11 protein-coding genes are annotated in these 13,595 nt (G+C 65.5%); 8 read left to right on the top strand and 3 right to left on the bottom strand.

The annotated features are described in order from the left end of the window. Positions 1 to 3: 3 nt before the first annotated feature. Positions 4 to 645, bottom strand: a complete 642-nt coding sequence (locus tag G394_RS0102630) for a CerR family C-terminal domain-containing protein (RefSeq protein WP_028576322.1) — start codon at positions 643 to 645, stop codon at positions 4 to 6. Between the two features lie 173 nt (positions 646 to 818). Here G394_RS0102630 and G394_RS0102625 point away from each other — a divergent pair, with 173 nt between their 5' ends. Together G394_RS0102625 and G394_RS19935 are read left to right on the top strand one after the other, a co-directional pair. Next, positions 819 to 2,153 carry a M48 family metalloprotease gene (locus G394_RS0102625; RefSeq protein ID WP_043774532.1) on the top strand — a complete coding sequence of 445 codons (1,335 nt, stop codon included), beginning with the start codon at positions 819 to 821 and terminating at the stop codon, positions 2,151 to 2,153. 68 nt (positions 2,154 to 2,221) lie between these two features. Beyond that, positions 2,222 to 4,561: a mechanosensitive ion channel family protein gene (locus tag G394_RS19935; protein WP_051306901.1), complete on the top strand. Its 2,340-nt coding sequence runs from the start codon at positions 2,222 to 2,224 to the stop codon at positions 4,559 to 4,561. A gap of 617 nt (positions 4,562 to 5,178) precedes the next feature. On the opposite strand, the gene G394_RS0102615 is transcribed toward G394_RS19935, so the two are convergent. Continuing rightward, on the bottom strand, positions 5,179 to 5,637 hold the full coding sequence (locus G394_RS0102615) for an L-2-amino-thiazoline-4-carboxylic acid hydrolase (RefSeq protein WP_028576320.1): 459 nt from the start codon (positions 5,635 to 5,637) through the stop codon (positions 5,179 to 5,181). 44 nt (positions 5,638 to 5,681) lie between these two features. Between G394_RS0102615 and G394_RS0102610 the strand changes: the two genes are divergently transcribed. Then, positions 5,682 to 6,083 carry a cereblon family protein gene (locus tag G394_RS0102610; protein ID WP_028576319.1) on the top strand — a complete coding sequence of 134 codons (402 nt, stop codon included), beginning with the start codon at positions 5,682 to 5,684 and terminating at the stop codon, positions 6,081 to 6,083. A 165-nt stretch (positions 6,084 to 6,248) separates the two neighbouring features. Here the strand turns inward: G394_RS0102610 and G394_RS17675 are convergent, their stop codons facing one another. After that, complete coding sequence (locus tag G394_RS17675) at positions 6,249 to 6,944, bottom strand: SIR2 family NAD-dependent protein deacylase (RefSeq protein WP_043774530.1); 696 nt, start codon at positions 6,942 to 6,944, stop codon at positions 6,249 to 6,251. Positions 6,945 to 7,025: 81 nt separating this feature from the next. On the opposite strand from G394_RS17675, the gene G394_RS17670 reads away from it, so the two are divergent. From G394_RS17670 to G394_RS0102575, 5 genes are all read left to right on the top strand, one after another. Next, positions 7,026 to 7,844 carry a TatD family hydrolase gene (locus tag G394_RS17670; protein WP_051306899.1) on the top strand — a complete coding sequence of 273 codons (819 nt, stop codon included), beginning with the start codon at positions 7,026 to 7,028 and terminating at the stop codon, positions 7,842 to 7,844. Positions 7,845 to 7,897: 53 nt separating this feature from the next. Then, complete coding sequence (locus G394_RS17665) at positions 7,898 to 8,671, top strand: tRNA threonylcarbamoyladenosine dehydratase (protein WP_051306898.1); 774 nt, start codon at positions 7,898 to 7,900, stop codon at positions 8,669 to 8,671. Continuing rightward, positions 8,668 to 9,204: a DUF3750 domain-containing protein gene (locus G394_RS0102585; protein ID WP_028576318.1), complete on the top strand. Its 537-nt coding sequence runs from the start codon at positions 8,668 to 8,670 to the stop codon at positions 9,202 to 9,204. Before G394_RS17665 ends, G394_RS0102585 begins: the two co-directional genes overlap by 4 nt. Positions 9,205 to 9,327: 123 nt before the next feature. Further along, positions 9,328 to 10,470: an efflux RND transporter periplasmic adaptor subunit gene (locus tag G394_RS17660; RefSeq protein ID WP_084435237.1), complete on the top strand. Its 1,143-nt coding sequence runs from the start codon at positions 9,328 to 9,330 to the stop codon at positions 10,468 to 10,470. Continuing rightward, positions 10,467 to 13,556, top strand: a complete 3,090-nt coding sequence (locus G394_RS0102575) for an efflux RND transporter permease subunit (RefSeq protein ID WP_028576317.1) — start codon at positions 10,467 to 10,469, stop codon at positions 13,554 to 13,556. The genes G394_RS17660 and G394_RS0102575 overlap by 4 nt, the downstream gene beginning before the upstream one ends. Positions 13,557 to 13,595 lie beyond the last annotated feature (39 nt).

Genomic DNA, 13,595 nt, shown 5'->3' with positions numbered 1-13,595 from the left:
TCCTCACGATGCCCGCGCGGGGGTGCGGCTGGCGTGGATGCCGGCCAGGGCGAAACGCACCACGTGGTCGGCGAAGGCGTCGAGATCGTCCGCGATCACGGGCATCCGCGCGTTCGATGTTTTCTGCCCGAGTCGGCGCATGATCAGGGGGTGGACGCACATGCTGACGATGCACGCTTCGCAGAAGACGACCTGCCGCTCGTCGGCGTCCGGCCCGAGGAGTTCGCGGACCATGGCCAGGGTTTTCTCGCGCATGGGGATGAGTTCCCGCAGCATGACCTCCTCAAGCAGGCCCGTGGGGTTGGCGATCTCCATCTGGGAGATGAAGAAGTCCTTGGTTTCCGGGTCTGCGATGCGTCGCATGAGTGCCAGCAGGCGTTCCCGCAGCCGTTCCTCGGGCGGGGCGCCCGGACGCGCATGGCCGTCGGGCGGGTGGGCGTGGAGGGACTCGGCCAGGCAGTGCCGCCAGGCCTCCTGGTACAGGGCCTCCTTGCCGCCGAAGTAGTAGTTCACCGCGGCGATGTTGGCGCCGGCGCGGGCGCAGATCTCCGCCACGGTGGCGTCGCGGAACCCTTTTTCCACGAACACGTCGCCGGCGGCCGTAAGCAGCTTGTCCCTGGTTCGTGCGGATTTCTTGCTGGACATCGGTTCTCCAGAATCAAATACTTGTTTCAATTGCTTGTTTGAAACTTCCGCGCGGCCGCGTCAAGGGCGAAATGCAGAAGGCGCTCCGCGTCCCAGGGGCGGGCGGGGCGGGTTGTCAGCCTGCGGTGGGGTGGTGTAGAAGGCGGGTTCAACAGTTTGCGCAGGAGGCGACCATGACCTCGATTTTTGACGACCGTGCCTACCGGGGCACCCTGACCCGCCGCGACTTCATGAAGCTCGCCGCCCTGGCTGCCGTATCCACGGCCGCGGGCTGCGCGGCCAACCCCGTGACCGGGCAGAGCCAGCTCATGCTCGTGGGCGAGGGCGAGGAGATCCAGGTCGACAAGGTCAACTCTCCCCACCAGTTCTCGTCCGATTACGGCGTTTCCCAGGACGCGGGGCTGAACGCCTACGTGGCCGGCGTCGGCGCCTCCTTGGCCCGGGTCACGCACCGGCCGCAGATGCCCTACAGGTTCAGCGTGGTCAACGCGACCTACGCCAACGCCTACGCCTTCCCCGGCGGGAGCATCGCCATCACGCGCGGCATTCTGGCCGAGTTGGACAACGAGGCCGAACTGGCCGGGCTCATCGGTCACGAACTCGGCCACGTCAACGCCCGCCACACGGCGGCGCGCATGTCCACGAGCAAGCTCCTGGGCGCCCTGGTGGGCGGGGCCTCCCTCATCGCCGGAGCCGCCAGCCAGACCCTGGGCAACCTGACCGGAAGCGTGGGGGGGCTCGGCGCGAGCCTGCTGCTGGCCAAGTACAGCCGCGAGGACGAACGCCAGGCCGACGAGCTGGGCATGGAGTACATGGTCGGTGCCGGGTACTCCCCTCAAGGCATGGTCGGCCTCATGGACGTCCTGCGCTCCATGGGCAAGCGTCAGCCGAGCGCCATCGAGGCCATGTTCTCCTCCCACCCCATGAGCGAGGAGCGCTATCAGACGGCCGTGAACCGGGCCCGGACCAGTTTCGGGGACCGGCTGAACCTGCCGCTCAACAAGGAGCGCTACATGGCTTCCACGGCCGGGCTGCGCAAGCTCGCGCCCATGTTCAAGCTTTTCCAGGAAGGCGACAAGGCCATGGCCGCCAAGTCCTACGACGCGGCCGAGGGCCGGTATGCCGAAGGGCTCAGGCTTTCCCCCAACGACTACGCGGGGCTGGTCATGATGGCCAAGTGCCAGGTCGCCCTCAAGAATGCCGCCAAGGCCGCTGACTACGCGGACAGGGCGCGCCGGGTCTACCCGACCGAGGCCCAGGCCCAGCACGTGCACGGCGTGGCCTCCATCATGGCCAAGAACTACTCCGCGGCCCTGGCCGACTTCGCGGCCTATGAACGCATGCTTCCCGGCAACCCGACCACGGTCTTTTTCAAGGGGTTTTCCTACGAAGGCATGAAGGACAAGCAGAACGCGGCGCAGGAATACCAACGCTACCTGAAGGTCGTGCGCCAGGGCGAGATGGCCCAGCACGCCTACTCCAGGCTCAAGACCTGGGGATACCTGTAATCACGAAAACGAACATCCGGACAGGCCATCCGGGGACGGGTGGCCTTTTTGTTTCAGTAAGGGCGCATATGAAGAAGATCGTCATCCTGTCCGTTTTGCTGCTTCTCTGTCTTCCCGGGCCGGGCGCGGCGGCGGAATCCCAGCCCGCACCCGAGAGCGCGGTTCTGTCCTCCTTTTTCCAGTCCAAAGCCCAGGACGTGGAGAGCTTGCAGCAGGACGTCGAAGGCCTGCAGGAGCAGTTGGCCAGCCGGGAGGCGGCCTTTTCGGCCGCCCTGGACACCGCGCGCGGCAGGCTGAAGATGCTCGAGATCATGGCCCGCATGGTCAAGACCAACCCCTACGACATGCGCGTAGCCCTGGCCGAGGCCAAGTACCTGCAGCTGACCCTGACCAAGGACATGCAGCCTCTGGAGGCCCTGTCCAAGGAACTCGCGGCCAAGGCAGTCACCATCCAGTCTCTGGAGGAGGACCTGGAGCGCAAGTGGTCGAACGGCATGGACAAGGGTGTGCGCCAGGATGTGCAGACCATCCGCAAAAGCGTGGCCGCCGTCGGTCAGAAGCTCAAGGGAGTCCAGGGCCAGGTGGACAAGATCAACGCGCAGACGAGTGAAATTCTCAGCGCCACGGTGGAGTGGATCACCACCTTCGAGACCCAGCTGCCGCTCATCTGGCGGGCGGAATTCCTGGACGGTGCGGAGTTCCGCATGCTCCCGCAGTCCGGAGCCGATGTCGGCAAGGAGTTGGCCGACTGGTTCGCGAACCTGAAGTCCTTCTTCTTCAGCCAGTACTCCCTGGCCGGCGATGCCGGCGATTGGGCCGGAACCTTCGTTCTTTTCTGGCTGCCTTTCGTCTTCATCGGCTTCATCTCGTACCGTTTCCTGTCGGGCGTGTTCGAGAACGCTCACGCCGGCGGCCGCCTGACCTCGGCCGTGGCCATTCTCTGCCTTTCCCTGGCCCTTTCCCTGCTGGCCGCCTTTTTCTCCGGCAAGGTCAAGCAGACGTCTCTGCTCCTGGTCTTCACCCATGTGCTCATGCTTCTGGGCGTGCAGGCCCTGGCCTGGGTCTTCCGCAACGTGCGGGGCATCCTGCAGAAGGACACCATCCAGCCCCTGCTGCCCCTGGTCTTCCTGTCCCTGAGCGTGTCGATCCTGGATCTGCTGCGGCTGCCGCTATGGCTGGAACACCTGGCCTGGGTCGGTCTGCTGGTGCTCAGCAGTCTCTTCTTCGGCATGATCCGGCCTGAGCTCAAATATGAGCGTTTCGTCAGACGTGTGCACCCGTACGTACTGGCCGTCCTCGTGGCCGTGGCCGTGCTCGGCTGGGGCAATCTGGCCGTACTGGCCAGCACCATGTGGGGCGTGCTGGCCCTGGCGGTGCAGCTGGCCATTGGCGCCACGAGTGTGGTGCGGGTTGTGGTCGAGAAGCTCGACAAGCGCGGTTGGCGCGCCCTGGTCGCGGACCTGGCCATGACCTTCCTGACGCTTCTGGTCTGGCTGGCCGTGATCATCGGCATCATGGCCTGGGTCAACGTCAATCTGGGCACCAACGCCCTCGTGGAGAAGCTGTCCTCCCTGGAGCTCAACTGGGGCGACTTCTCCTTCAACTTCATGCGTCTGGGCGTGGTCCTGCTGCTCTTCCAGGTGGTCCGCTCCCTGGCCATGGCCTGGAAGACGATCCTCGACAGCGAGAACCTGCGCGGCAAGAACATCGACCACGGCGCGGCTGCCTCCCTGCAGCGCATCGGCATCTACTGCCTGTGGATGCTCTACGGCCTGGTCAGTTTGAACCTGCTCGGCATCAGCCTGAACAACTTCGCGGTCATCGCCGGCGGCCTGTCCGTGGGCATCGGCTTCGGCATGCAGACCATCATCAGCAACTTCATCAGCGGCCTCATCCTCCTCTTCGACCGCGCCATTCAGCCCGGCGACATCATCGAGGTGAACGGCGTGTGGGCCAAGGTCATGAGCGTGAACATCCGCAACACCGAGGTCCAGACCTTCGAGAACGCCAAGATATTCCTGCCCAATTCGACCCTCATCGCCAACCAGGTCACCAACTGGACCCACCGCAACGACGTGCGCATCCGCCGCGATGTGATGGTCGGCGTGGCCTACGGTTCCGACGTGCAGCGGGTCAAAAAGATCATGCTGGAAGTCGCCCAGGAACATCCCGCAGTCCTGTCGACCCCCGAGCCCTGGGTCATCTTCAACGATTTCGGGGCCAGTTCCCTGGATTTCATCCTGCGCTTCTGGGTGCGGCACGTGGACTTGGGGCTGTCGACCTGTTCCGAGATCCGGGAGGCCATCGACGCAAGGTTCCGCGAGCACGGCGTGGAAATCCCCTTCCCGCAGATGGACGTGCACATGCGCCCCGGCGACGGGGTGATGCGGGTCAAAAGCGGAGACTGACCCTTCTCTCTCCACAGTGGTCCAGCAGGCCGCTCCCTGTCCGGGGGGCGGCCTTTTTCGTCTGTGCGGCAGCCGATGTTGTGCGGATCGTGTGCGGAAACGGGCGGGCCGTCGGAGCGGCGTTTTCGGAACACGGCAGCCCTGCTTTCGAACACGTTACGAACATTCGGCAAACACCCCTGTGAACAACTCCGCAGGGTGTGTGAACGAGCTGTGCATTTTGTGCATAAATAAAATAACATTATGAAATTAAAAAGTATTCAATGTTCGTTTCGCTGTTCTCCGTTTCACGATTGCGTCCGGTATAAGGGTCGCGCGCATTTTCATGGGGCCGGATCGGGGAATTTTGACGGATTCGGGCAAGGAACATGTTGCGAACATTTTTCGGCACATGTTTCCGCACATCCGATCTGAACAGCGCCTGAGATCGTCGTGCTTGCCCGAGTCAGGGCAAACGAATCTGTGCGAATTGTTCAAAATAAAGACAGCGGCCTGTTTTTATATGATTTTTTTTCGACAAGACAGTGTTCGTGGACATGAAGGCACCATGAGGTTCGCCTGTCGTCCGGGCCGGACGAAAGCGCGGGGGCGTGAAGGGGGCGGGCCGGGAGAGCTGGTCACCCGGCCCAGGTGAAGGTGAAAAGGCAGGCTGGAGCTCCCTGCATGATGGTTCGGGAGCGCTCCATGGACAGCCGGTGGCTGTACCCGTGGGCAAAGGGCTCGTCCCGGCAGCAGGACAGGATGAAACCCAACTCGGGGTCGAGACCCATGTCCGCGTAGGCGCGGGCGTACGCGCAGTCCGCAACGGCGAAGGAAAGCGAGTCCCCTGTCAGGGCCACGTTCTCGATGGTCAGGGCGCCGCCTTCGCGCCAGCGTTCCAAAACCGTGGCGAAGTGCGCGAGGCTCGGTGCCTGCAAGGCGAGGCGCGCGAATGCGGCGCCTGCGCAGCGGGCGTCGTTTTCGACGGCCTCGGCCAGCAGGGCGCGGGCCCGGTCCGCACCGACCGCGTTCCTGAGGGATTCGAAGATGCGCGCGGCCAGGCTGGCCTGGGCCGTGCGCACGGCGAGCATGTTCATGCGGTCCTCTTTGCTTTCGGGGGCGTCCGGGGTACCTTCCCGGCATGAACGCGTCGCCCCTTTGTTTGCGAAGTGCCGACGGTCCAGGCCGCAGCCCGGTCCTGGCCGATCAGGACAGGTCATCCCCCGACAAGCCCGGGGACAGGGTTCTGCTGTGCCGGACCTGCGGCCAGACCGTGGCCCGCGTGCGCGACCGCGTCGAGGTGAACGGCAAGCACAGCCACGCCCTGTTCAATCCGTCGGGCATCCTCTTCGAGGTCGGGTGCTTCGCCGCGGCTCCGGGGTGCCGTTTCGAGGGCGGGTTCACCCCGGAGTTCACCTGGTTTCCGGGCTACGCATGGCGCTATGCCATGTGCCGCGGCTGCGGGACGCACCTTGGCTGGGAATATCGCGGCTCGGCCAGCGGCTTCGTGGGGCTCATTCTGACCGAGCTGCGCGAATCATGAATTGTCCTTATCCTTGTCCTTGGGCTGCCAACTGCAGCCGCTGGGCATGGAGCCTCAGCCGTGGATGCCTATCTTCGGAAAGACGAATCGGACCAGCACGAGCCAGACGCCGAAGATGAGGAGCAGGTAGAGCAGTTCCTGCATATGGTTCTCCTTCCGCCGTGGTCAGGCGGGGTTTTCAAGCAATTCTGCCACCAGGAGCGGTACGCGCCCGGCGGCTTTTTCCCGGAAGATTCTGGCCCCCGGAACTCTTTCCTCCCGGGCCTCGGGGTCCACGACGATGATCTCGGCCCCGGCCGGGGCGTCGTGGGCCAGGTACGCGGCCGGGTACACGCCCAGGGATGTGCCGACGATGAGCAGCACGTCGGCCGAGGCGACCACGTCGCGGGCCTCGTCCATGGCCGGCACGGGCTCGCCGAACCAGACCACGTCGGGCCGCAGTTGGCTGCCCAGGGGGCAGGTGTCGCCCATGCGGATGGGGCCGTAGCCGATGTCCATGGTCCAGTCCGGGGCCACGGTGCTGCGTGCGCGCCGGAGCTGTCCGTGCAGGTGCAGCACGCTCGTGGAGCCGGCCCGTTCGTGCAGGTCGTCCACGTTCTGGGTCACGACGCTGACTTTGTGCCCTTGCTCCAGACGGGCAAGGGCCTTATGTGCCTGGTTGGGCTGCACGCTTTCGAGCTGCGCCCTGCGTTGGTTGTAGAAATCCAGCACCATTGCGGGGTCGCGGGCGAAAGCCTCGGGCGTGGCCACGTCCTCGATGCGGTATTTGAACCACAGGCCCCCCGAACCCCGGAAGGTGGGGATGCCGCTCTCGGCGCTGATGCCCGCGCCGGTCAGAACCACGATGTGCCGCCTGTGCATGTCCGCTCCTGTCGGTGCCGAAGAGTCCGATGGGAAATGGCTAGCACAGGCGGTGCGCAAAGGCAAAACAGGGGTTTTTCCGTGACCGACTGGAACGCGTCCGGCAACGTTGATCTCGTGGACTCCCACTGCCATCTGCAGGACGGGTTCCTGCGCCACGCCCTGGAACCGGCCCTGATCCGGGCCCGGGCCGCCGGGGTGCGCATGATGTGCTGCAACGGCACCCACGAGGGCGACTGGGCCTATGTCCTGGGCCTGGGGCGCAGCCACCCCGACATCTGCGTGTCCCTGGGCCTGCACCCCTGGTACGTGGGCGAGCGGGGGCCGGGATGGCTCGAACGGCTGGAGGCGCTGGTGGCCGCCAATCCCGTGGGCGTGGGCGAGATCGGGCTGGACAACGCCCTGCCCGAGCGCAACGACGGCGAGCAGGAGGAGGTCTTCCTGGCCCAGATGTCGCTGGCCGCCAGGTATGGCCGGCCCGTGACCATCCACTGCCGCAAGGCCTTCGGGCGGCTGGCCGATCTGGTCGCGGCCATGGACGAGAGGCCCCCGTTCATGATGCTCCACGCCTATGCCGGGTCCCACGAGATGGTGCCCGTGTTCGAAAAGCTGGGCTTTCACATCTCCATCTGCGCCTCCATCACCCGCACGGCCAATCGCAAAGCGCGCACTGCCTGCGTACGGGTTTCGCCCGACAGGCTGCTGGTGGAGTCCGACAGCCCGGCCATCGCGCCCGTGGGCGTGGATTTCGAGCGCAACGAGCCGGCCTATTTGCCCATGGTGGTGGAGGCGCTGGCGGAGTTGCGGGGCGAGGAGCCAGGGGAGGTGGCGGCGCGAACGGCAGCCAACGCGCGGCTGTTTTTCCGATGTTGCGAGGGTGCGGCCGTGACCGCGGAATGAATCGTACGGGCAGGCCTGCGTGCCTGCCTGAACCCTATATTGGAGAACAAGTTATGATGCGATTCGCCCGGACCATGCAGCTCATCGGGGAGGACGGGTTGGCCCGCCTGCAGGGGGCTACCGTGGCCGTGTTCGGTTTGGGGGCCGTGGGGTCCTATGTGGTGGAGGCCCTGGCGCGGGCCGGGGTGGGGAGCCTGGTGCTCTTCGATCATGATGTCGTGAGCGCTTCAAACATCAACCGCCAGCTTTTCGCCCTGCATTCGACCATTGGCCGGCCCAAGGCCGAGGTGGCGCGGGAGCGGGTGCTCGACATCAACCCGGACTGCGCCGTGGAGGCGCGGATTCAGTTCGTGGACGGGGACAATGTGGCCGGGCTGATGGAGGGGCAGTTCGACGTGGTCGTGGACGCCATCGACGGGGTCAACTCCAAGGTCAACCTCATCGTCGCGGCCCGTGAAAAAGGGCTGGAAGTGGTGGCCAGCATGGGCGCGGCGGCCAAGCTCGACCCGTCGAAGATCAGGGCCGCGGATATTTCCAAGTCCTTCATGTGCCCCCTGGCCCAGATCATCCGCAAGCGGCTGCGGCGCAGGGGCGTGACGGCCGGCGTGCGCTGCGTCTTTTCGACCGAGGCGGCGCAGAACAAGAATGAACCCGTCATCGAGGAGGCGCCGGAGCAGGGCGTCAGCGGCCGTCCGCGGGCGCCCATCGGCTCCATTTCGTACCTCACGGGCATGTTCGGCCTGTACGTGGCCAGCGAGGTGGTGGGCATTCTGCTGGGCGAGCCGATTGCCACGCAGGCCGGGGAAACAATCACGAGGGACCTATGATGCGTCATGTTGCGTTGATGCTTGTCGCGGCGTTGCTGGCCAGCTGTTCCCCGAATCAGGATTGGCGCACCGCCAGCCGCGAACCGGCCGGCATCGCCCCTGATCCGGCCGCGACCAGGGAGGCGGTTTTGCAGGTTTACGGTGCGGACGCCTGGGGCTGGCGCGGCTGGTTCGCGATTCATACCTGGATCGCGGCCAAGGGGGCCGGGCAATCCGCCTACACGGTCTACGAGGTGATCGGCTGGCGCGCCTCGCGGGGCTTGCCGGTGGTGCGCATCGAACAGGACTATCCGGACCGCCATTGGTACGGGGCCACCCCGCGCCTGCTCAAGGAGCACAGGGGGAAGGAGGCCGAGGCGTTGATCGAGGCCGTGGACCGGGCCGCGAAAGCCTATCCCTGGCCGCAGGAATACAAGGTGTTTCCAGGTCCGAACAGCAACACCTTCATCGCCTGGATCGGGCGGCAGGTTCCGGAGCTCGGGCTCGACCTCCCCTTTTCCGCCATCGGCAGCGGGTACGCCTCCTCGAAGTGAGGGCCGGCGCAACTTTTTTGGGCGGTGCACTGGCCTTTTCGTTGACGCTCTCGGGGCTTCGTTCGTATTGCGTCTCCAAAATATCCCGGACAATTCCGTCCGCCCGCAACATTCGAGACGCCCATGACGAAGAGATCCGTGTCCATATGCCTGCTTGCCCTGATTTGTCTGTTTTCGGCCCATAGCCAGGCTTTTGCGCAGGAAAAGCCCAAGGCCAAGGCGGCCCCTGTCCTGGCCGGCGAAGCGGTGCGCGGCTCCATTCCCGTCATCCTGACCGCCGTGGGCACCGTCGAGGCCAGCGAGATGGTGGAGATCAAGGCGCGTATCAACGGCCTGCTGCGCACGGTGCACTTCGAGGAAGGCAGCGACGTGCGCGAGGGGGACCCGCTCTTCTCCCTCGACTCCCGCGATCTCGAGGCGCAGCTGCGCTCGGCCCGGGCCGGCCTCGACCGGATCAAGGCCCAACTGAAGAAGGCCGGCGAAGACAAGCGCCGCAACGACGATCTGTTGCGGCAGGGGCTCATCAGTCGCGATCGGCAGGAAACCACGGACACGGCCCTGGCCGAGCTCCAAGCCGAGCAGCGGGAGGCCGAGGCTGCCGTGGAGGCGGCCGGAGTGGCCCTGTCCTACGCCGAAATCCGCTCGCCCATCACCGGCCGGACAGGCGTTCTGCAGCTCCACGCCGGCAACATGGTCAAGGCCAACGCCGATACGCCCATGGTAATCATCTCCCGCATCGAACCGGTCAACGTGCGTTTTTCCGTGCCCGAGGCCCATCTGTCGGCCATCATGGCCGCCCAGGCCAAGGCCCCCCTCAAGGTCACGGCCAGGCCGGCCGGCGTGAGCGAGGCCGTTTCCGGCAGCCTGTCCTTCATCGACAGCGCCGTGGACTCCAGGACCGGCACCATCACCTTGAAGGCCCGCTTCGCCAATGCGGGGCGGCAGCTCTGGCCAGGCCAGTTCGCCGACGTGTCCCTGGAGGTCGGGAACATGCAGGACGCCGTCCTCGTGCCCGGACGCGCCGTGGCCCAGGGAGCCGACGGCGAGTACGTCTTCGTCATTCTGCCCGACAACACCGTCGAGTATCGCACCGTCAGGACCGGACTGCGACACGGCGATCTCGTTGTCGTCGAGTCGGGACTGAGCGGCGGGGAGCGGATCGTCCTCGACGGCCACCTGCGCCTCACGCCCGGCGCGGCCGTGACCGTCCGCGGCCAGGGCGAGGCGGCGGCTCCGGCCGGGGGCAAGCAGGGAGCCGGGGAATGAACATCGCCGACCTCTTCATCCGTCGGCCCGTGACCACGACCCTGGTCATGCTGGCCATCCTGGTCTTCGGGGTCATGAGCTACCGCATCCTGCCGGTCAGCGACCTGCCCAACGTGGATTTCCCGACCATCCAGGTTTCGGCCAACCTGCCCGGGGCCAGCGCCGAGACCATGGCCTCCACCGTGGCCACCCCCCTGGAACGCCAGTTCGCGACCATCGCGGGCATCGATTCCATCAGCTCCACCAACACCCTGGGTACCACGCGCGTGACCCTGCAGTTCGCCCTGGACCGCTCCATCGACGCCGCGGCCCAGGACGTGCAGTCGGCCATTGCCAAGGTCCAGCGCCAGCTGCCGCCGGACATGACCAGCCCGCCGTCCTACCAGAAGGTCAACCCGGCCGACTCGCCCATCTTCTATCTGACCATGTCCTCGGCCACCCAGCCCATGTCCGTGGTCAACGAGTACGCCGACACCGTCATCGCCCCGCGCATTTCCATGATCGGCGGCGTGGCCCAGGTCTCGGTCTACGGCGCCAAGAAGTACGCGGTGCGCGTGCAGCTTGACCCCAAGGCCCTGGCCGGCCGCGATGTGGGCCTCGAAGAGGTGGCAAACGCCATCGACCGTTCCAACGTCAGTCTGCCCACGGGCACCCTGTACGGAGAGTTCACGGCCATGAACGTGCAGGCCAGCGGCAAGCTCATGGATGCGGCCGCCTTCCGGCCCCTGGTAGTGGCCTGGCGCAACGGCGCCCCCATTCGTCTGCATGATCTGGGCACGGTCATCGACAGCGTGGAGAACGACAAGATCGCCAGCTGGCGCGGGGACACGCGGGCCATCGTCCTGGCCGTGCAGCGCCAGCCGGGGACCAACACCGTCGAAGTCGTGGACAACATCCGCAAGCTGCTGCCGGCTTTTTCTGAGCAGGTGCCTGATTCCATCGAACTCAAGATCCTCTACGACCGCTCCGAGTCCATCCGGGAGTCGGTGGAGGACGTGAAGTTCACCCTGCTGCTGACCATGGGCCTGGTGGTCGGCGTCATCTTCATCTTTCTGCGCAACGTGCGGGCCACGCTCATCCCGAGCATGGCCCTGCCCATGTCCGTGGTCGGCACATTCGCCGTCATGTACCTCTGCGGCTACTCCCTGGACAACCTGTCGCTCATGGCGCTCATCCTGGCCGTTGGCTTCGTGGTCGACGACGCCATCGTCATGCTCGAAAACATCGTGCGCCACCTGGAGATGGGCAAGCCCGTGCTCCAGGCTGCCTTCGACGGGTCCAAGGAGATATCCTTCACCATCCTGTCCATGACCATCTCCCTGGCCGCTGTGTTCATCCCGGTCCTGTTCATGGGCGGGATCGTGGGCCGGCTCTTCCGCGAGTTCGCGGTGGTCATCTCCGTGGCCATCCTCATCTCCGGCTTCGTGTCCCTGAGCCTGACGCCCATGCTGTGCTCCCTTTTCCTGAAGAAGACGCACGAGGTGCGGCACGGGGCGGTCTTCAGGGCCTCGGAGAAGGTCTTCGACGGCCTGCTGGCCCTGTACCGCTGGAGCCTGGCGGCCTGCCTGCGGCATCACGTGCTGACCTTCCTCGTGTCTCTGGCGGTCCTGGCCGGGAGCGTCGTTTTGTTCCGCGACATGCCCAAGGGCTTCCTGCCCAGTCAGGACACGGGCCAGATCAACGCCGTGACCGAGGCCGTGCAGGGCATCAGCTACGAGAACATGGTCCGCAACCAGCTGGCCTTGCATGACGTGCTGCTGGCCGAGCCGGCGGTGGAGACGTTCATGTCCGTGGTCGGCGGCGGCGGTCCCAACGCCGCGGGCAACTCGGGCCGCTTCATGATCCGCCTGAAGAACCACGCCGAGCGCAACGAGACCGCCGACCAGCTCATTGCAAAGCTTCGTCCCAAGCTGAACACCCAGCCGGGCATCCAGGCCTTCCTGGTCAACCCGCCGGCCATCAACATTGGCGGCCGCAGCACCAAGAGCCTGTACCAGTACACCTTGCAGAGTCCGGACACCGACGAGCTCTACCGCTACGCCGTGATCATGGAAGGAGCCCTCAAGGGGCTGCCCCAGCTGCAGGACGTGACGAGCGACCTGCAGCTCAAGAACCCCGAGGTGCGTCTCCTCATCAACCGCGACAAGGCCGCGAGCCTGGGCGTGACGCCCCGCGAGGTTGAGCTGGCCCTGCAGTCGGCCTTCGGCTCGCGCGAGGTCTCGACCATCTACGCGCCCACGGACAGCTACTCCGTCATCATGGAGCTGTTGCCCGAATACCGGCGCGACCCGTCGGCCCTGTCGCTCCTGTACGTCCGCACCGGGGACGGCAGGCTCGCGCCCCTCGACACGCTTGTGGACACCACCACCGGGGTGGGGCCGCTGTCCGTCAACCATTCCGGGCAGCTGCCGTCCGTGACCCTGTCCTTCAACCTGCGCCCCGGCGTGTCCCTGAGCGAGGCCACCGCCGCCGTGGAGGAGCTGGCGGCGAACACGCTGCCCGACACCTTCAGCGCGAGTTTCCAGGGCACGGCCCAAGCCTTCCAGAGTTCCCTCAAGAACATGCGGCTGCTGCTCATCCTGGCCGTGATGGTCATCTACATCGTGCTTGGCATCCTGTACGAGTCCTTCATCCACCCCCTGACCATCCTGTCAGGCCTGCCCTCGGCCGGCTTCGGGGCGCTCCTGACGCTCAAGCTCTTCGGGATGGATCTCAACCTGTACGGGTTCGTGGGCATCATCATGCTCATCGGCATCGTCAAGAAGAACGCCATCATGATGATCGACTTCGCCCTGGAGGCCCAGCGGGCCGGGAACAAGACCCCGGCCGAGGCCATCTTCGAAGGCTGCCTGGTGCGTTTTCGACCCATCATGATGACGACCATGGCCGCCATCATGGGCACCATGCCCATTGCCGTCGGATACGGCGCAGGCGGCGACGCGCGCCAGCCCCTGGGTCTGTGCGTGGTCGGCGGCCTGGTCACGTCGCAGCTTCTGACCCTGTACATCACGCCTGTCTATTACATGTACCTGGACAAGGCCGGCCGCGTGGTGCGGCGGGTCTTCGGGAAGAAAGCCGAGGGTTAGGGGAAGGGTCTTTCGAGCACCGGGACCGAAATGAAAAGC

The organism is Desulfomicrobium escambiense DSM 10707, from assembly GCF_000428825.1.
Classification (GTDB): Bacteria; Desulfobacterota; Desulfovibrionia; order Desulfovibrionales; family Desulfomicrobiaceae; genus Desulfomicrobium; species Desulfomicrobium escambiense.
This window is presented reverse-complemented; position numbering and strand designations above follow the sequence as displayed.